The 18,826-nt window shown below is 54.2% G+C and carries 15 protein-coding genes; 8 read left to right on the forward strand and 7 right to left on the reverse strand.

Annotated features, from left to right (window positions below; translation table 11 throughout):
* Positions 1-63: 63 nt before the first annotated feature.
* Complete coding sequence (ettA, locus tag OGW17_RS01605; RefSeq protein WP_071257493.1) at positions 64-1,731, forward strand: energy-dependent translational throttle protein EttA; 1,668 nt, start codon at positions 64-66, stop codon at positions 1,729-1,731.
* Positions 1,732-1,819: 88 nt separating this feature from the next.
* Here ettA and nadR read toward each other — a convergent pair whose 3' ends face one another.
* The 3 genes from nadR to serB all read right to left on the reverse strand — a co-directional run bounded on the left by nadR (position 1,820) and on the right by serB (position 5,639).
* Complete coding sequence (gene nadR, locus OGW17_RS01610) at positions 1,820-3,052, reverse strand: multifunctional transcriptional regulator/nicotinamide-nucleotide adenylyltransferase/ribosylnicotinamide kinase NadR (RefSeq protein WP_012134180.1); 1,233 nt, start codon at positions 3,050-3,052, stop codon at positions 1,820-1,822.
* 138 nt (positions 3,053-3,190) lie between these two features.
* Complete coding sequence (gene radA / locus OGW17_RS01615) at positions 3,191-4,573, reverse strand: DNA repair protein RadA (protein ID WP_024130728.1); 1,383 nt, start codon at positions 4,571-4,573, stop codon at positions 3,191-3,193.
* A gap of 97 nt (positions 4,574-4,670) precedes the next feature.
* Entirely contained in the window at positions 4,671-5,639 is a 969-nt protein-coding gene (gene serB, locus OGW17_RS01620) for a phosphoserine phosphatase (RefSeq protein WP_047459052.1), read from the reverse strand.
* A gap of 117 nt (positions 5,640-5,756) precedes the next feature.
* On the opposite strand from serB, the gene OGW17_RS01625 reads away from it, so the two are divergent.
* From OGW17_RS01625 to OGW17_RS01650, 6 genes are all read left to right on the forward strand, one after another.
* On the forward strand, positions 5,757-6,404 hold the full coding sequence (locus tag OGW17_RS01625; RefSeq protein ID WP_012134185.1) for a YtjB family periplasmic protein: 648 nt from the start codon (positions 5,757-5,759) through the stop codon (positions 6,402-6,404).
* 54 nt (positions 6,405-6,458) lie between these two features.
* Positions 6,459-7,475: a lipoate--protein ligase gene (gene lplA / locus OGW17_RS01630; protein WP_012134186.1), complete on the forward strand. Its 1,017-nt coding sequence runs from the start codon at positions 6,459-6,461 to the stop codon at positions 7,473-7,475.
* Between the two features lie 398 nt (positions 7,476-7,873).
* Positions 7,874-8,572 carry a DUF1120 domain-containing protein gene (locus tag OGW17_RS01635; RefSeq protein ID WP_012134187.1) on the forward strand — a complete coding sequence of 233 codons (699 nt, stop codon included), beginning with the start codon at positions 7,874-7,876 and terminating at the stop codon, positions 8,570-8,572.
* Between the two features lie 82 nt (positions 8,573-8,654).
* Entirely contained in the window at positions 8,655-9,365 is a 711-nt protein-coding gene (locus tag OGW17_RS01640) for a fimbria/pilus chaperone family protein (RefSeq protein ID WP_071257491.1), read from the forward strand.
* A gap of 31 nt (positions 9,366-9,396) precedes the next feature.
* Positions 9,397-11,817: a fimbrial biogenesis outer membrane usher protein gene (locus OGW17_RS01645; protein WP_071257489.1), complete on the forward strand. Its 2,421-nt coding sequence runs from the start codon at positions 9,397-9,399 to the stop codon at positions 11,815-11,817.
* Entirely contained in the window at positions 11,814-12,380 is a 567-nt protein-coding gene (locus tag OGW17_RS01650) for a DUF1120 domain-containing protein (RefSeq protein ID WP_071257487.1), read from the forward strand. The genes OGW17_RS01645 and OGW17_RS01650 overlap by 4 nt, the downstream gene beginning before the upstream one ends.
* Positions 12,381-12,573: 193 nt before the next feature.
* Here OGW17_RS01650 and deoD read toward each other — a convergent pair whose 3' ends face one another.
* The 4 genes from deoD to deoC form a co-directional block, all read right to left on the reverse strand.
* Positions 12,574-13,293, reverse strand: a complete 720-nt coding sequence (gene deoD / locus OGW17_RS01655; protein ID WP_012134191.1) for a purine-nucleoside phosphorylase — start codon at positions 13,291-13,293, stop codon at positions 12,574-12,576.
* A gap of 99 nt (positions 13,294-13,392) precedes the next feature.
* The gene (gene deoB, locus OGW17_RS01660) at positions 13,393-14,616 is read right to left on the reverse strand and encodes a phosphopentomutase (RefSeq protein WP_024130731.1); all 1,224 of its coding nucleotides are present in this window, start codon (positions 14,614-14,616) and stop codon (positions 13,393-13,395) included.
* A gap of 52 nt (positions 14,617-14,668) precedes the next feature.
* Positions 14,669-15,991, reverse strand: coding sequence for a thymidine phosphorylase (gene deoA / locus OGW17_RS01665; protein ID WP_071257485.1), 1,323 nt, complete (start codon positions 15,989-15,991; stop codon positions 14,669-14,671).
* A 135-nt stretch (positions 15,992-16,126) separates the two neighbouring features.
* Positions 16,127-16,906 carry a deoxyribose-phosphate aldolase gene (deoC, locus tag OGW17_RS01670; RefSeq protein ID WP_024130733.1) on the reverse strand — a complete coding sequence of 260 codons (780 nt, stop codon included), beginning with the start codon at positions 16,904-16,906 and terminating at the stop codon, positions 16,127-16,129.
* Between the two features lie 262 nt (positions 16,907-17,168).
* Between deoC and OGW17_RS01675 the strand changes: the two genes are divergently transcribed.
* Positions 17,169-18,755, forward strand: coding sequence for a YjjI family glycine radical enzyme (locus tag OGW17_RS01675; RefSeq protein WP_071257483.1), 1,587 nt, complete (start codon positions 17,169-17,171; stop codon positions 18,753-18,755).
* Positions 18,756-18,826 lie beyond the last annotated feature (71 nt).

Consider the following 18,826-nt stretch of genomic DNA (forward strand, 5'->3'; position numbering starts at 1 on the left):
GGCTACACTTCGCCTTTGAAAATTATTCTTCATCACGATAAACCTATAGAGGCGAAGTCCAACGTGGCTCAATTCGTTTATACCATGCATCGTGTCGGCAAAGTGGTTCCGCCGAAACGTCATATTTTGAAAAACATCTCGCTGAGCTTCTTCCCTGGGGCGAAAATCGGCGTACTGGGTCTGAACGGCGCCGGTAAGTCTACCCTGCTGCGCATTATGGCTGGCATCGATACAGATATTGAGGGCGAAGCTCGCCCACAGCCAGGCATCAAAATTGGCTACCTGCCGCAGGAACCTCAGCTCACCCCTGAACATACCGTTCGCGAATCGATCGAAGAGGCGGTGGCTGAAGTGGTCGGCGCCCTGAAACGTCTGGATGAAGTGTACGCGCTGTACGCCGATCCAGATGCGGACTTTGACAAGCTGGCCGCCGAACAGGGCAAGCTGGAAGAGATCATCCAGGCGCATGACGGCCACAACCTGAACGTACAGCTGGAGCGCGCCGCTGACGCCCTGCGTCTGCCGGACTGGGATGCCAAAATCGCGAATCTTTCCGGTGGTGAGCGCCGCCGCGTCGCGCTGTGCCGTCTGCTGCTGGAAAAACCGGACATGCTGCTGCTCGACGAACCGACCAACCACCTGGATGCGGAATCCGTCGCGTGGCTGGAACGCTTCCTGCACGACTTCGAAGGCACCGTTGTGGCGATTACCCACGACCGTTACTTCCTCGACAACGTGGCGGGCTGGATCCTCGAACTTGACCGTGGCGAAGGGATTCCGTGGGAAGGCAACTACTCCTCCTGGCTGGAACAGAAAGATCAGCGTCTGGCGCAGGAAGCCTCTCAGGAAGCGGCCCGCCGTAAATCCATTGAGAAAGAGCTGGAGTGGGTGCGTCAGGGTGCTAAAGGCCGTCAGTCTAAAGGCAAAGCCCGTCTGGCGCGCTTTGAAGAGCTGAACAGCACCGAATACCAGAAACGTAACGAAACCAACGAACTGTTTATTCCACCTGGACCACGTCTGGGCGACAAGGTCGTTGAAGTCAGCAACCTGCGTAAATCCTACGGCGATCGCCTGCTGATCGACGATCTCAGCTTCTCAGTACCGAAAGGCGCGATTGTCGGCATCATCGGTCCGAACGGCGCGGGTAAATCCACCCTGTTCCGCATGATGTCCGGTCAGGAACAGCCGGATAGCGGCACCATCACGCTGGGGGAAACCGTAAAACTGGCTTCCGTTGACCAGTTCCGTGACGCGATGGATAACAGCAAAACCGTGTGGGAAGAAGTTTCCGGCGGGCTGGATATCATGAAGATCGGCAACACCGAAATGCCAAGCCGCGCCTATGTGGGCCGCTTTAACTTCAAAGGCGTCGATCAGGGTAAACGCGTGGGCGAACTGTCCGGCGGTGAGCGCGGTCGTCTGCATCTGGCGAAGCTGTTGCAGGTTGGCGGCAATATGCTGCTGCTCGATGAACCGACCAACGACCTGGATATCGAAACCCTGCGCGCGCTGGAAAACGCCCTGCTGGAGTTCCCGGGCTGTGCAATGGTTATCTCGCACGACCGTTGGTTCCTCGACCGTATCGCCACGCACATTCTGGATTACCAGGATGAAGGCAAGGTGGAGTTCTTCGAGGGTAACTTTACCGAGTACGAAGAGTACAAGAAACGCACGCTGGGCGCCGACGCGCTGGAGCCGAAGCGTATCAAGTACAAGCGTATCGCTAAGTAATGTATCAGATGCCGGATGGCGCTACGCTTATCCGGCCTACAGACTTATCCGGCCTACACCTTGTAGGCCGCCATCCGGCGCTTCAGGCTTAACCCTGCTCGCCCATCATCTCTTTCACTAACTCCACGCAGCGCAAAAATCGACCATCGTAATCGGCCTCTTCTACGTGGACGAAATTGATGTTGTTCTCCCGCAGCATATCCACCAGCAGATTCTGGAACTCTTTACGATCCACCGAACTGCCCAGACTCCGTAACCCATCCGCGACCCAGGGCGTATTGTTCTCCAGCAGGATCACCAGATCAAAGCGGTATTCATCGATCAACGCCTGTACAAACGGATGCTCGCGCCCTTCGTATTTTTTACAAAAGGCCTGCGTGGTAACGAAATCGGTATCGATAAAGGCCACTTTATTGGCGTATTTCACCGCAAAATCAATATATTGTGCATGGCCCAGTGCGATCTTATCGTAATCGGAATACTGTAACGCCATCTCGTCACCGCCCAGATGCGAGAAGACATAGTCGCGCCCGTACTCCCACGCGCTGGTGGTATTAAAAATATTGGCGAGCTTGTTCACCAGCGTGGATTTCCCGCTCGACTCTCCGCCTAATATCGCCACGGTGCGCACGAAAAAGGGCTTCACTTCCGTCGGAATGTATTCCCAGTAGCGGAACGGGTTTTCACGGATCTGCGCCCCGCTGATACTCATAAAGGTTCGTTTCGGATCGACCAGCACCGTTTCAATAGCCAGGTGTTCGAGATACTGCGGCGCATCGGCTTCCTCGGACGTGTAGATCCAGTTGGGCTGAATCCCCTTCTCTTCCATAAAGGCTTTGATGCCGTTGCTCCACACATCCCAGCCGTGCGGGTACGGCTCCATCCCTTCCTCATTGAAGGCATGAATACGAATATTCTTCTGATATTTAAAGGTCTGTAGTAGCCAACGCAGACGATCCGACACGGTAGGCTGTTGCGACATGGCGCTGTCTTCAAACAGTTCGCGGTCACGGGTATCGTCATAACCCATAATGATATGCAGTTCATCCACCTGGCTACAGGCGCGCTGAATCAAATAGATATGCCCGGTATGCAGGGGGTAGAACTTGCCAAACACCACGCCGATGTTTTTCCGCTGCCGGGGAAACTCCAGCCCCAAAAAACGATGCAGCGCCTCCAGCTTTTGCGCACTGGGGCTTTTAATCTTCGCGTTCAGAAGTTGGCTCAAATACCCTTTGGTCATGCCGCTGGCATCCGCCACCTGTTGCAGGGTACACCCCTTTTGCTTGATCGCGGTTTTGAGATAGTCGAACGATGACACAAGAGCCTCCTGCTAAAAAACGCGTAACAATGCCTGATGGCGCTTCGCTTATCAGGCCTACAACATCAATCCGTAGGCCGGATAAGACGCACTGCGTCGCTATCCGGCAAATTATACAACATCAGTGCATACAGATGATTATAAGTCGTCAAACACACTTAACGCATCCGCAAGCTTTTTAACGCCAAAAACCTGCATCCCTTCCGGCGGCTTTTTCGGCACGTTGGCAGCCGGTACGATAGCGCGGCGGAAACCGTGTTTAGCCGCTTCAGAAATACGTTCCTGACCGCTGGGCACCGGGCGAATTTCCCCCGCCAGCCCCACTTCGCCAAACACCACCAGATCCTGCGGCAGCGGCCTGTCGCGCAGGCTGGAGACCATCGCCAGCAATAGCGCGAGATCCGCGCTGGTCTCCGTGACCTTCACGCCGCCCACGACATTGACGAATACATCCTGATCGGCCATCTGCAATCCGCCATGACGGTGCAGCACCGCCAGCAGGATCGCCAGACGGTTTTGTTCCAGGCCGACCGCCACGCGACGCGGATTCGCCATCATCGAGTGATCGACCAGCGCCTGAATCTCTACCAGCAGCGGGCGCGTCCCTTCCCACACCACCATGACCGAACTGCCGGAAGTCACCTCATCGCCACGGCTTAAGAAAATTGCGGACGGGTTGCTGACTTCACGCAGCCCCTGCTCCGTCATCGCAAAAACGCCCAGCTCGTTTACCGCGCCAAAACGGTTTTTATGGCTACGCAGCGTGCGAAAACGGGAGTCAGCGTCGCCATCCAATAGCACCGAGCAGTCAATGCAGTGCTCCAGCACCTTCGGGCCAGCCAGCGAGCCGTCTTTGGTTACATGACCAACCATCACGATAGCCACGCCGCGCGTTTTGGCAAAGCGCGTCAGATAAGCGGCCGTCTCACGCACCTGGGCCACGCTGCCCGGCGAGGACTGGATATCCGCCATATGCATCACCTGGATGGAGTCGATCACCATCAGCTTCGGTTGTTCTTCTTCCGCAATCAGGCAGATCTGTTCAATACTGGTTTCTGACAGCATATTCATGTTAGCCGTCGGCAATCCCAGCCGATGCGCGCGCATCGCTACCTGTTGCAGGGACTCTTCGCCCGTGACGTACAGGGTTTTCATCTGCTCGGCCAGTTTGCAAAGCGTTTGCAGCAGCAGCGTGGATTTCCCCGCACCGGGGTTGCCGCCAATCAGGATGGCGCTGCCGGGCACGACACCGCCGCCCAGCACACGGTCGAACTCTTTAAACCCGGTGGAAAAACGCGGCAGCTCCTCAAGGCTGATGTCAGACAATTTCTGCACCTTTGCCACGCCTGCGTTACCGGCATAGCCGCTGAGTCGCTCATTACGCGCCACCGTTGGCGACGCGGCAAGACGCACCTCGGTGATGGTGTTCCAGGCATGACAGGCGCTGCATTGCCCTTGCCAGCGCGGATAATCAGCCCCGCATTCATTACAAACAAAGGCGCGTTTTGGAGCTTTTGCCACGGTTTACCTCTTTATTTCATGCAGTTGCCGGATGGCGCTGGCGCTTATCCGGCCTACAGTCACTTTCCCGTAGGCCCTGCGCCATCGGGCAATTCAATCATTTTTGATTCATACTGCCGGAGAGAATGCAGAACACCCCCATCAGGTCAGCGTGACGAATCGTGATTTCCGTCTTTTCATTCACTTTCGGTTTGGCGTGGTACGCAATCCCCAGCCCGGCCGCTTTAATCATCGGCAGATCGTTAGCGCCATCGCCAATCGCCACCGTCTGCGCCACGGGAATTTCATACTCCTGCGCCAGGCGGGTCAGCGTGTTAGCTTTGTACTGGGCATCGACGATATCGCCAATGACATTGCCGGTAAATTTCCCGTCGATGATCTCCAGCTCGTTCGCCACCACCGTGGTTAAACGCAGCTTTTCACGCAGGTATTCCGCAAAAAAGGTAAACCCGCCGGAGGCGATCGCCACTTTCCAGCCGAGCGTTTCCAGCTTCAGCACCAGTTGCGTCAGACCCGGCATCAACGGCAAATTCTCGCGCACCTGGCGCAGAATATCGGCATCCGCGCCTTTCAGCGTAGCCACACGGCTGCGTAAGCTGGCGGTAAAATCCAGTTCGCCGCGCATCGCGCGTTCCGTGACTTCCGCAACCATTTCGCCCGTCCCGGCCAGCTTCGCGATTTCATCGATGCATTCGATCTGAATCGCCGTCGAATCCATATCCATAACCAGCAGGCCTGGCGTACGCAGATGCGGAATTTTGCCCAGCGGCGCGACGTCCAGCCCGGCGCCATGCGCCAGTTTCGTCGCGCGCGGCGTTAAGGAACCCGCCAGACGAATCACCTGATAATCTTCAACGCACCAGGCCGCCACGATCACCATCGCCGCGCCCAGCTTGCTCTGGTACTGCGTTAAGCGCTGCTTATCCAACCCGCGACCGTACAGCAGCCAGCCGCTACGGCCTGCGTGGTAATCCAGTGGCATCACCTCGTCACCACTTAATGAAAGGGGTAAACCAGGCCACAAAGAAACATCTTCAGGCAGATCGCACCAGGTAATGTTAGGCATTAAAGCTCCTGTAAAATCGTTCGGGTCGGGAATCATCCTGGGGAAAATAACGCATGAGGCTACCCTGTAACCATCGCTTCTGGCAACATTAAGCCTCAAATTTTCAGCAGGTGGAATATGGCTCGCGCAAAACTGAAATTCCGGCTTCATCGTGCAGTGATTGTATTGTTCTGTCTCGCACTGCTCGTCGGGCTGATGCAGGGGGCGTCCTGGTTCAGTCAAAACCATCAACGGCAGCGCAATCCGCAGCTCGAAGAACTGGCCCGCACGCTGGCGCGCCAGGTGACCTTAAATATCGCGCCGCTGATGCGCACCGAAACGCCGGATGAGAAGCGGATCGCCGTCGTACTCCGCCAGCTAACGGAAGAGAGCCGCATTCTGGATGCCGGTGTCTACGACGAGCAAGGCGATCTCATTACGCGCGCAGGCGAAAGCGTCAATGTGCGCGACAGGCTGGCGCTGGACGGTAAAAAAGCGGGCGGCTATTTTAATCAGCAGATTGTCGAACCTATTCAGGGTAAAAATGGCCCGCTGGGCTACCTGCGCCTGACGCTGGATACGCATACGCTGGCGACCGAAGCGAAACAGGTCGATAACACCACCAACATTTTACGCCTGATGCTGCTTCTGTCACTGGCAATTGGCGTGGTGCTCACGCGCACCTTGCTACAGGGCAAACGCACGCGCTGGCAGCAATCGCCTTTCCTGCTCACCGCCAGTAAATCCGTACCGGAAGAGGAAGAGAGCGAGAAGAAAGAACCATAGGATAGCCGCCGCTTTGTCGTTAATATAGTTGAGACCACGAAAAGGAATGCTGCCATGACGACATTACGTCTGCTTATCTCTGACTCTTACGATCCCTGGTTCAACCTGGCGGTTGAAGAGTGTATTTTTCGCCAGATGCCCGCGACACAGCGCGTTTTGTTCCTGTGGCGCAACGCTGATACGGTCGTCATCGGGCGGGCGCAAAACCCGTGGAAAGAGTGCAACACCCGGCGCATGGAAGAAGACAATGTCCGGCTGGCGCGTCGCAGCAGCGGCGGCGGCGCGGTGTTCCACGATCTCGGCAATACCTGTTTTACATTTATGGCCGGGAAGCCGGAGTACGACAAAACGATCTCCACCGCGATAGTGCTCAATGCGCTGAACGCGCTGGGCGTTACCGCAGAGGCTTCCGGTCGTAACGATCTGGTGGTGAAAACGCCGGAAGGCGACCGCAAGGTTTCCGGCTCCGCCTATCGGGAAACCAAAGATCGCGGCTTCCACCACGGCACATTGCTGTTGAATGCCGATCTCAGCCGTCTGGCGAACTACCTCAATCCTGATAAGAAAAAATTACAGGCCAAAGGGATCGCCTCCGTGCGCGGGCGCGTCGCCAATCTGGTCGAACTGCTGCCTGGTATTACCCATGAACACATCTGCGACGCCATTACCGAGGCGTTCTTCAGCCACTACGGCGAACGCGTGGAAGCCGAAATAATCTCTCCAGATAAAACGCCGGATCTGCCCAATTTTGCCGAAACGTTTGCTCGCCAGAGCAGTTGGGAATGGAACTTCGGCCAGGCGCCAGCTTTTACGCATCTTCTGGACGAACGCTTTATCTGGGGCGGCGTTGAACTGCACTTCGACGTTGAAAAAGGGCACATCACGCGCACTCAGGTTTTTACCGACAGCCTTAATCCTGCGCCGCTGGAAGCGCTGGCGGGCCGTTTACAGGGGTGTCTGTACCGTGCGGATATGCTGCAACAGGAGTGTGATGCGCTGTTAGTCGATTTTCCAGAGCAGGAAAAAGAGCTACGGGAATTGTCGGCGTGGATTGCGCGGGCGGTGCGTTAACCCTCTCCAGGACGTGCCCGTTTCCCCTTAACAAGGGCGGCACGTTACTTTCTCAATAACCATCAGTAATGCATTAAAAGCCTGCCGATTAACGCTCAGGCTGGCATATTATTTATCAATAATATTCACCGCATGAATATATAAACATACACTCTCGCCATATTCCAACCGCATACAAAATAGCAGCAACTCTAAAACAAAAAATAATAAAGATCACCAGAAATCAGTTTTAAATAAAACTAAAACCACTGTCTGCTGTGTCCAGATAATATATTACTTCTGGAATATAACTCTATCCCAACCATATTCCATAGCTATCTGGTTGATATAAAACGTATTCAGAAGGCAAGTAACATGCCTTTTCGTACCATCACACAATTCAAGTTAAGGATCAACAAATGAAAAAAGCACTTCTTGCCACCGCAATCGCGGCACTGACCATGTCTAACGCATGGGCGGCCGACGGCGCCACCACTGAACTGCGCGTAACGGGGAAACTGCTGGTCGGTGGCTGTACCGCGACAGTCAACGGCGGCAACGCACTTGACTTCGGCTCGCATCTGATCAGCGACCTTAGTTCAACGGCCGTCAACGATATCGCCACGAAAGACACCGATCTGGTCATCGAGTGCCCCAGCGCCACGAAAGTAGGCTGGACGCTGACCGATAACAAAGCGGATAGCAACGCAGAGATCTGGATAACCGGCATCATTAAAGGTAAAGGAGTCTCATTCGGCGTAGGTAAAACAGCAGGCAATGTCAACATTGGCGCCTATGCCGTATCCATCGATTCTGTCAAGGCTGCAAGCGCGAAAGCCGTCAATGGCGAAGACACTTTTGACGCTGACTATATTGTAAGCGCCGCCGCAAGTACGGGTTTGTGGGCTAAGGCGACAACGGAAACTTCTTTTCGGAACCAGGAAGGGACGCAGGATATCATCACCGTCGGCGCCAAAGGCACGCTGGAACCAGCAGCCTATAACAATGCAACTTATCCGCTTAAGGTTTCTCTGGCTGTAGATAATACCACCAAACTGGCCATTAGCGATGATACCGATATTTCAGGTTCCGCCACCATTACCCTGAGATATATCTAATCACATCGTTATTAATCATATCTGTACAACAACTCCCTACATGGATGGGTGGGGAGTTTTTCCAATAGAAGGAATTACAATAATGTCTGACAAATCTTGTACCGTTAAAGCGTATATATTTGCCGCCACGCTTCTCTGTTTACCTTTATCTCAGGCTTATGCGGCAGGAATGGTTCCCGCCTCCACGCTACTGGTTATTGAAGAAAGCCATAATGGCGGAACGATAAATGTCAAAAACAGCGATACGGTTCCGATGTTGCTGTACACCACAATAGAAGATGTAAAAGATGACAATGGCATCACCGTCAACGTCACCCAGCCCGTCGTACGCGTGGAACCCGGTCAGGAACAGCAGGTCCGCTTTATTATGGAAAGCAGCGCCCCGCTAACCAAAGAGCACTATAAACGCGTCACCTTTGAAGGCATCCCGCCATCAGGCGTGTCTAAAGGCGCAATGAAAGTTAACTTCAATCTGCGTCAGGATCTGCCGGTATTAATTCGCCCCAAAAATTTACCGGTCGTCACCGATGCGTGGAAGCTGCTGAAATGGTCCAGCTCCGGGCAGCATATTAAAGTCAGCAACCCTTCCGCCTATGTGGTGCGCCTGGCGCAACAGGTGATTTTTTTACCTTCGCAAACAGCCGGGGAAATCGCAAAAACCTATATTTTACCCGGAGAAGTTCTGGATGTAACCGTCAAGAAATCCATCATTTCCGATCAATCTGTACGCTTCTTCCCGGCCAGCCGCTACGGCATCGACATACCCAATTTCACTGCGCCGTTAACACCATAATCAATAAAAAACGGGGACAAAGTAAGTGTATATGAAAGGAATCAACCTGCTGTCTCGCCATATTCAGATCGCGTTATATTCATGTACGTTATTAACCTCAACGGCGTTAGCCCGTGAGGTAACGTTCAGTACCGATATACTCAATACGCGCGGCATCAGTAAAAATATCGCAAATTACTTCGCAGAAGAGCCGCGTTTTTTGCCCGGTGTACATAGCGTTCTAATCAACGTAAACGGGTCAGAAAAAGGTTCGCTGGGCGCCAAATTTGACGAACAAGGGCAACTCTGCGTAGATGACGATTTTCTGACAGCGATCGGGCTACGTCCTCTGGGGATCTCCCTGCAAGAACACTGTCATGACCTGCAAAAAGATTATCCCTCCGCCGTCATAAAGTCCCTTCCCGGTAAGGAGATGCTGGAGTTAACTGTCCCGCCCGACGCACTGGAAAATAGCGCGTCCCGGGAGAAAAACTATAGCCACGGCGGCAGCGCCGGGCTGCTCAACTACAGCCTGTTTTCCACGCGAAATGAATACAACGGCGGCGACAGCCATAACTACACGCAGGGCGATATAGAAGCGGGCGCCAATCTGGCCAACTGGGCATTGCGCAGCCGCTATTTTCTGCTGGACTCTGACGGCGATCGCAGCGCTAAAAATTTATTCACTTATGGCGAACACGTTTTTGAAGCGCAACAGATGCGTGTCCAGGTTGGGCAAATCAGCTCCAGATCGGCGCTGTTTTCTGGAACATCCCTCAGCGGCATTCAGTTACTCCCCGAGTCCAGCATGACCTCTGATAATTCAGGCGTCACCGTGACGGGGATTGCCCGCACGAACCAGGCGCGAGTAGAAGTCCGCCAGGCGGGGCAGCTTGTTTATTCCACGCTGGTAAACGCGGGGGCATTCAGGCTGGACAATGTCCCCATCCTGTTAAATAACGCCGATCTTCAGGTCAGCATCGTCGAAACCGACAACGTCACAACCAGTTTCATCGTACCTGCCTCCTCAATCAACCTGAACGGCCTTCCGCGACCACAAGGGCTTATGATGTCAGTAGGCCAGGTGCGCAACGTCGACAGCGATTACAGCGACCCCTGGGTATATAACATTTCAGACGGCTGGCGCCTTACCCCACAAACAAGTTTGCTGGCGGCGGGGGTTCTTGCCGAGGATTATCAGGCAAGCGGTGCAATGCTGGAGTGGAGTTCAAACGAGAAATGGCAAGTATTTGCCAGTCTGCTGGGCAGCCGTGAATCCTTCGGCGATACGCGCAGCGGTATAAAGGCGGAAATTCAAAACCAGCTGACACTTCCCGGCCATGTCTCTGTTGGGGTCAGCACCGCGCGTTATTCTGACGACTATCGTGAGTTGTCCGAGGCGATGGACGACGACAGCGCAAGCTATCAAAGCAGCTATAGCGCCAATGTGAACTGGAGCGGCAGAACAGCAGGAACCTTCTCGTTAGCCTATAGCTATAATCAGGCCACGGATGATTATGAAGACTCCAGTTACGTGAGTCTTTCATGGGGAAAAACATTTAAATACGCGTCAATAAACGTGAACTGGCAGCACTCTGTTAGCAACGATAACGATAATGACGACATCAACGATGACAGCTATGACGATGATGTGTTTTACATCAACCTCAACATTCCTTTCCAGTCGCAGTCGATTAACGCATATATGCGCAATCAGGGCGACCGAACGACATATGGCTTACGCAGCAGTGGCCCTCTCAGCGACAATACCAGCTATTCCGTTTCGGCGGATCGCGATATCGGAAACGATCTCAACACCCTCAACGGCAACATCAACAGCAACCTGCACTACACGCAGATGAGCGTTGGCGCAACAACCAACAATGACGATCAGCGTACCTACAGCGCAATGCTGTCGGGCGGCATTGCCCTGCATCGCCAGGGGGTAACCTTCTCCCCCTATACCATTAAAGATACCTTTGGTATTGCCCACCTGAGCGAACCAGAAAGCGGCATCGAAATCGCAACGCCGCAAGGCCCGGTCTGGACAGATTTCTGGGGGCAGGCCGTGGTGCCAGGACTGACGGAGTGGCGTAAGTCACGTATTGAGGTGAACGCAAATACGCTGCCCAAAAATATGGATCTGGCTAACGGAACAAAGCTACTGGTGCCCGCTCATGCCACCGTCAGCGACCTGGATTTTAACGTGCTAAACACCCGTCGCGTCATGCTGAAGATAAAACAGCAGGATGGCTCCTGGCTACCTAAAGGCACGTCTGTTGTTGATGAAAAAGGAAACTACCTGGTCAGCGCAGTGGACAGCGGCCGCGTCTTTATTAGCAATATTGACGAAACGCCAACGCTCTATAGCGTTGATGACAATATGAACCGTATCTGCAAAATCACTTACACATTAAGCAATGTGCAGAATAAAGAGGCGTTTTACGAAACGGCGGAGGGTATTTGCCAATGAAGTCATACGGAAAGTGGATCATTGCATTATGTACGTTAGCAGCGCTGGGGTCACGCATAGCATGGGCAGACGAGAACTGCCAGGTATCGCTCTCTCGCGCTACCGTGGCCTTTCCCCCGATGCAGCGAAATGACAACGTCGGCTCACAGCAAAACTGGTTTAAAATGCCCTCGCGCGATATCAATGTCAGCATCTATTGCCCGCAACCACAGGTGATGGCGCTATTTGTACATGGCGCCGCAGGCCCACAAGGGCGATTTCTTTTCGGTAACGGCGGGGGGCTGGCGTTGAAAGCCAGCCAAATGATACTGGATGGCCGCAGCTATATGATCGGGAAAACAACCGATCGCAATGAGTTCATTCCCGCAGACGGCCATGCCGATACACAGCTGCTGCACAATAATGAAGCCATTATCGCTATCGAGAACAATGAAGCCGCGCGCGGGCAGCAGTTGAACTTTACGTTAACGCTAACGCCAGTGCTGAACGAAAAGCAGTTCCGTAACGTCAGCGACAATACTGAGATGGAGAGTAATTTAAGCTGGGAGTTGCTAACGCATTAATCGCCAAAGGGCGGTAAATAAACAGGCAGGAAAAAGGGGCAAACTGCCCCTTCAGAGTGCTGACAAAGGATTGTGCAGCATTTATGTCGGGTGGCGGCCTGGCCTTACCCGACCTACAAATCACGTAAAATATTTTGTAGGCCTGATAAGCGAAGCGCCATCAGGCGTAAGGGGCAAACTGCCCCCTTCTTTTTTACGCTTTATCGCCCAGCAGAACAGATTCCAGCGCGATTTTGATCATGTCGTTGAAGGTCGTCTGACGTTCAGCGGCAGTGGTCTGCTCGTGAGTACGGATATGGTCAGACACGGTGCAGATGGTCAGCGCTTTCGCACCAAACTCAGCCGCTACGCCGTAGATACCCGCCGCTTCCATTTCCACGCCCAGGATGCCGTATTTTTCCATCACGTCAAACATTTCGCCGTCAGGAGAATAGAACAGATCGGCGGAGAACAGGTTGCCCACGCGTGCGTCAACACCCAGCGCTTTCGCCGCGTCTACCGCGTTGCGCACCATGTCAAAGTCAGCGATCGCCGCAAAATCATGATCCTTGAAGCGGATACGGTTAACTTTGGAATCGGTACAGGCACCCATACCAATCACCACATCGCGCAGTTTCACATCGTTGCGTACCGCACCGCAGGAACCGACACGAATGATTTTCTTCACGCCGAAATCGGTGATCAGCTCTTTGGTATAGATGGAGCAGGACGGGATACCCATACCGTGACCCATGACGGAGATCTTACGGCCTTTGTACGTCCCGGTGAAACCTAACATGCCGCGAACGTTGTTCACTTCACGCACGTCTTCAAGGAAAGTTTCAGCAATGTGCTTCGCACGCAGCGGGTCGCCCGGCATCAAAACGACGTCAGCGAAATCACCCATTTCTGCGTTAATATGTGGAGTTGCCATCTTTTATCCTTATCTCGTTGTTATTGCCTGATGGCGGCTACGCCTTATCAGGCCTACAAAACCGTAGGCCCGGTAAGCTTGCGCCACCGGGCAATTGCATCACAGCATGTTTTTGCCGTAGTCCATCGGCGACGTACCGAAGTACGTTGCCAGCGTCTGACCGATATCCGCGAAGGTTTCACGGTGACCGAGCGAGCCCGCTTTCACTTTCGGGCCATAAATCAGCACCGGAATGTGCTCGCGAGTATGGTCCGTACCGGTCCAGGTCGGGTCGCAACCGTGGTCGGCGGTCAGGATCAGAATGTCATCTTCACCGACCAGTTCCATCAGTTCCGGCAGACGGCGGTCAAACAGCTCCAGACCCGCAGCATAGCCCGCTACGTCGCGGCGATGCCCCCAGGATGAGTCGAAATCAACAAAGTTGGTAAAGACGATCGTCTCGTCGCCCGCTTCTTTCATCTCTTTAAGGGTGGCGTCGAACAGCGCGTCCAGGCCAGTGGCTTTCACTTTTTTGGTGATGCCGCAGTTGGCGTAGATATCCGCAATCTTACCGACGGAAACCACATGCCCTTTTTTCTCGTCGACCAGTTTCTGCAAGATGGTCGGCGCCGGTGGTTCAACGGCCAGATCGTGACGGTTGCCGGTACGCTGGAAGTTACCGGCCTTATCGCCGATAAACGGACGCGCGATAACGCGGCCAATGTTGTAGCCGCCTTCGGTCAGCTCTTCACGGGCGATTTCGCACAGCTCGTACAGTTTATCCAGCCCAAAGGTCTCTTCATGGCAGGCGATCTGGAATACGGAGTCAGCGGAGGTATAGAAAATCGGTTTACCGGTTTTCATATGCTCTTCGCCCAATTGATCCAGAATGACCGTACCGGAAGAGTGACAGTTACCGAGATAACCCGGCAGGTTGGCGCGTTTTACCAGCTTATCCAGCAGTTCCTGCGGGAAGCTGTTTTCGTGGTCGCTGAAGTAGCCCCAGTCAAACAGAACCGGAACACCCGCGATTTCCCAGTGGCCAGACGGGGTATCTTTACCGGAAGAGAGCTCGTGCGCCCACGCGTACGCGCCAATCACTTCCGCATTGCCGTCCATACCCGCAGCAATTTTACCGGTAGAACCTTCATGCGCTTTCACCAGACCCAGGCGGGTCAGGTTAGGCAAATTCAGTGGGCCTTTACGGCCATTGTCGGCCTCGCCCCTGGCGCAGGCTTCTGCAATATGGCCCAGGGTATCTGAACCTACGTCGCCAAAGCGATCCGCATCTTCAGTTGCACCAATACCAAAGGAGTCCAGCACCATAATAAATGCACGTTTCATCTTGTTCTCCATACATCTTGCGCTGCAAAAAAGCGATCAGATCAGTATACAGCTATTCGGTAATACGACGATAGACTGTCGGTGTAATTTCAGGCGCTTTGTCGTCAAGGCTGATTGCCGCTTTGACGGCTTTCGCCGCTTCCTGCCAGCTGGCTTCGTCTTTGGCGTGGATAACAGCCAACGGACGCTGCCCGTCAACGCTGTCGCCCAGACGCGCCATGTCGGTAAAGCCGACGCTGTAATCAATGGTGTCCGACGCCTGGCGACGACCGCCGCCCATTGAGACCACCGCCATACCCAACGCGCGAGTGTCCATTGCGGATACAAAACCTTCAGTATCGGCATAGACAGCTTTGCTGAGCATCGCCGTCGGCAGGTATTTCGCGTAGTTTTCCACGAAATCGCTCGGCCCTTTCTGTGCCGCAACCATGCGACCAAAGAGTTCCGCCGCTTTGCCGTTATCCAGCACCGCCTGTAGTTTCACTCGCGCATCAGCGTCATCTTTCGCCAGCTTGCCGGAGATCAGCATCTCCACGCACAGCGCCATCGTGACGTCGAACAGACGCGGGTTGCGGTATTCACCTGTCAGGAACTGCACCGCTTCGCGCACTTCGACGGCGTTACCGGCGCTGGAGGCCAGCACCTGGTTCATGTCGGTGAGCAGCGCAGTTGTGCGCACGCCTGCACCGTTGGAAACGCCAACGATGGCTTCAGCCAGCGCGGCAGAGAGTTCGTAGGTCGGCATAAAGGCGCCGCTGCCCACTTTCACGTCCATCACCAGCGCATCCAGCCCTTCCGCCAGTTTTTTCGCGAGGATTGAAGCGGTGATCAGCGGGATGGAGTCCACCGTCGCGGTAATGTCGCGGGTGGCGTAAAAACGTTTATCCGCCGGTGCGAGCGAACTGGTCTGCCCAATAATCGCCACACCCACGTCTTTAATGATTTCGCGGAAACGGTTGTCGTCCGGGAAAATATCAAATCCCGGGATTGCTTCCAGTTTGTCGAGCGTACCGCCGGTATGACCGAGGCCGCGCCCGGAGATCATCGGAATGTAGCCGCCGCAGGCCGCCACCATAGGGCCAAGCATCAGCGAAGTCACATCACCCACGCCGCCGGTGGAGTGTTTGTCAACGATGGGGCCGTTAAGGTTGAGACTCTTCCAGTCCAGAACGGTTCCTGAATCTCGCATCGCCATGGTCAGCGACACACGCTCAGGCATCGACATATCGTGGAAGAAAATGGTCATCGCCAGAGCGGCAATCTGCCCCTCAGAGATGGTGTTATCACGAATACCATTGATAAAGAAGCGGATCTCTTCGTCGCTTAACGGATGACCATCACGTTTTTTACGAATAATTTCTTGTGCGAGAAACACGGTAACCCCCAGGGGAAAAGAGTAGAAGGCCATTGTAGGCCGGGTAAGCAACGCGCCACCCGGCAGTCGTATTGATGCCGGATGGTGGCTGCGCCTTATCCGGCCTACGTCACTACAACTCCGGCAATATAAGGCTTAGTAGCTGCTTGCGCTCTTGCCGTCCCCGTGACCCAGCGCTTTCAGCAGGCTTGCCAGCAGGCTGGATGCGCCGAAACGGTAGTGACGGGAATCCGCCCAGTCAGCGCCAAACAGTTCGTCAGCAATGGCCAGGAACTGCTGTGCATCTTCAGCGGTACGCACGCCGCCAGCCGGTTTGAAACCAACGGTTTTGGAAACACCCATATCGCGGATCACTTCCATCATGATGCGTGCGCTTTCCGGCGTTGCGTTAACCGGAACCTTACCGGTAGAGGTTTTGATAAAATCCGCACCGGCTTTGATGGAAATTTCAGACGCTTTACGGATTAACGCTTCTTCTTTCAGCTCACCGGTTTCAATGATCACTTTCAGCAGCACGTTTGCCGCCGCACAGGCGTCTTTACAGGCTTTCACCAGATCGAAGCCCACCTGCTCGTTACCGGCAATCAGCGCGCGGTACGGGAATACCACGTCAACTTCGTCCGCGCCGTACGCGATGGCTGCGCGGGTTTCTGCCAGCGCGATGTCGATGTCGTCATTACCGTGCGGGAAGTTGGTGACGGTCGCAATGCGGATATCCGGCGTGCCCTGCTCTTTCAGAGTCTTACGCGCAATCGGAATAAAACGCGGGTAGATGCAGATAGCGGCAGTATTCCCAACCGGGGTTTTCGCCTGATGACACAGCGCGATCACTTTTTCATTGGTGTCGTCGTCATTCAGGGTGGTCAGGTCCATCAGTTTCAGCGCACGCAGGCTGCTTGCGGTTAAATCAGTCATTACATTCTCCTGGCTCATCGCCGGTATAAAATTTCACCTTGCGAGTTTGTTAGTATTCTAACATCCGCTCGCCATTACACTTCGATATACATCACAGTTAATGAAAACTACGTACAAATTTGCATTACTGTAACGAGATCCACTTCAAATAAATGACCTTTCCCGGCCTCGCGAGTGGGCAACAGGCGCATCCTGATCAAAAGCCATCATCACGCAACTTCCTACAATGGCGCTTAACCTTCGGCACAAAAAGGAAACGAAGATGCCCACTTCATGCGAAACCGCGCTGCAACATCGTTGCCAGCAAATTGTGACCAGTCCGGTGCTCAGCCCCGAACAAAAACGTCATTTTCTGGCGCTGGAAGCTGAGAACGCTTTGCCTTATCCGGCCTTGCCCGCAGAGGCTCGCCAGGCGCTGGACGACGGGGTTATCTGCGATATGTTCGAAGGTCATGCCCCGTTCAAACCTCGTTATGTTTTGCCCGATTACGCCCGTTTTCTGGCTAATGGCTCACAGTGGCTGGAGCTGGAAGGCGCAAAAGATCTGGATGACGCGCTATCTTTGCTGACCATCCTCTACCATCACGTTCCTTCCGTAACATCGATGCCGGTCTATCTGGGGCAACTGGATGCACTATTGCAGCCGCATGTTAAAATTCTAACACAAGACGAGATCGATATTCGAATAAAACGTTTCTGGCGCTATCTCGACAGAACGCTGCCGGACGCCTTTATGCATGCCAATATTGGCCCGGCCGACACGCCTGTCACCCGCGCTATTTTACGTGCCGATGCTGAGTTAAAGCAGGTTTCACCTAACCTGACGTTTATCTACGATCCCGATATCACACCGGATGATTTACTGCTTGATGTCGCTAAAAACATTTTTGAATGCAGCAAACCGCATATTTCTAATGGCCCGGTAAATGATAAAATTTTCACAAAAGGTCAATATGGCGTCGTCAGTTGTTACAACTCTCTGCCGCTTGCGGGCGGCGGCAGCACGCTGGTCAGGATCAATCTGAAAGCCGTTGCAGAGCGCAGCACCTCTGTCGATGACTTCTTTACGCGCACGCTACCGCACTACTGCCAGCAGCAGATCGCCATCATTGATGCCCGATGTGACTTCCTCTATGAACAATCACATTTCTTTGAGAATAGCTTCCTGGTGCAGGAAGGGTTGCTTGATCCCGGACGTTTTGTACCGATGTTTGGGATGTATGGCCTGGCCGAAGCGGTAAACCTGCTGTGTGAAAACGCGGGGATGAACGCGCGCTACGGGAAAGACGACGCGGCCAATGCGCTGGGCTATCGCATCAGCGCGCAGTTGGCCGATTTCGTCGCAAACACGCCCGTTAAGCATGGCTGGAAACAGCGGGCGATGCTGCATGCCCAGTCAGGCATCAGCTCCGATATCGGTACGACGCCGGGCGCGCGTTTACCGTACGGCGATGAACCCGATCCCATTACCCACCTGCAAACCGTCGCCCCCCATCATGCGCACTACCATGCCGGGATCAGCGACATCCTGACGCTGGACGAAACCATCAAGCGGAATCCTCAGGCGCTGGTGCAGCTTTGTCTGGGCGCGTTCAAGGCCGGCATGCGGGAGTTTACCGCCAACGTCAGCGGCAACGATCTGGTGCGCGTTACCGGGTATATGGTGCGCCTGTCGGATCTGGAAAAATATCGCGCCGAAGGATCGCGAACAAACACCACCTGGCTGGGGGAAGAAGCCGCGCGCAATACGCGCATTCTGGAACGACAAGCACGCGTAATAAGTCATGAACAGCAGATGCGCTTCCTAACGCAAAATCATTCGAGAGGCATCGAGGCGGCAAGCGAATGACCCCCCAGGAGCGTACACGTAGTACGTGACTGGGGTGAATAAGTGCAGCCAACAAAGAGGCAGTTCGAAGG

Origin of the sequence: Citrobacter sp. CK181 (genome assembly GCF_030333595.1) — a bacterium.
GTDB classification, from domain to species: domain Bacteria; phylum Pseudomonadota; class Gammaproteobacteria; order Enterobacterales; family Enterobacteriaceae; genus Citrobacter_B; species Citrobacter_B koseri.

Coding starts and splice junctions, on each gene's coding strand:
- serB (WP_047459052.1), bottom strand. CDS start 5,639: ATGCCTAACATTACCTGGTGCGATCTGCCTGAAGATGTTTCTTTGTGG.
- OGW17_RS01625 (WP_012134185.1), top strand. CDS start 5,757: ATGGCTCGCGCAAAACTGAAATTCCGGCTTCATCGTGCAGTGATTGTA.
- lplA (WP_012134186.1), top strand. CDS start 6,459: ATGACGACATTACGTCTGCTTATCTCTGACTCTTACGATCCCTGGTTC.
- OGW17_RS01635 (WP_012134187.1), top strand. CDS start 7,874: ATGAAAAAAGCACTTCTTGCCACCGCAATCGCGGCACTGACCATGTCT.
- OGW17_RS01640 (WP_071257491.1), top strand. CDS start 8,655: ATGTCTGACAAATCTTGTACCGTTAAAGCGTATATATTTGCCGCCACG.
- OGW17_RS01645 (WP_071257489.1), top strand. CDS start 9,397: ATGAAAGGAATCAACCTGCTGTCTCGCCATATTCAGATCGCGTTATAT.
- OGW17_RS01650 (WP_071257487.1), top strand. CDS start 11,814: ATGAAGTCATACGGAAAGTGGATCATTGCATTATGTACGTTAGCAGCG.
- deoD (WP_012134191.1), bottom strand. CDS start 13,293: ATGGCAACTCCACATATTAACGCAGAAATGGGTGATTTCGCTGACGTC.
- deoB (WP_024130731.1), bottom strand. CDS start 14,616: ATGAAACGTGCATTTATTATGGTGCTGGACTCCTTTGGTATTGGTGCA.
- deoC (WP_024130733.1), bottom strand. CDS start 16,906: ATGACTGATTTAACCGCAAGCAGCCTGCGTGCGCTGAAACTGATGGAC.
- OGW17_RS01675 (WP_071257483.1), top strand. CDS start 17,169: ATGCCCACTTCATGCGAAACCGCGCTGCAACATCGTTGCCAGCAAATT.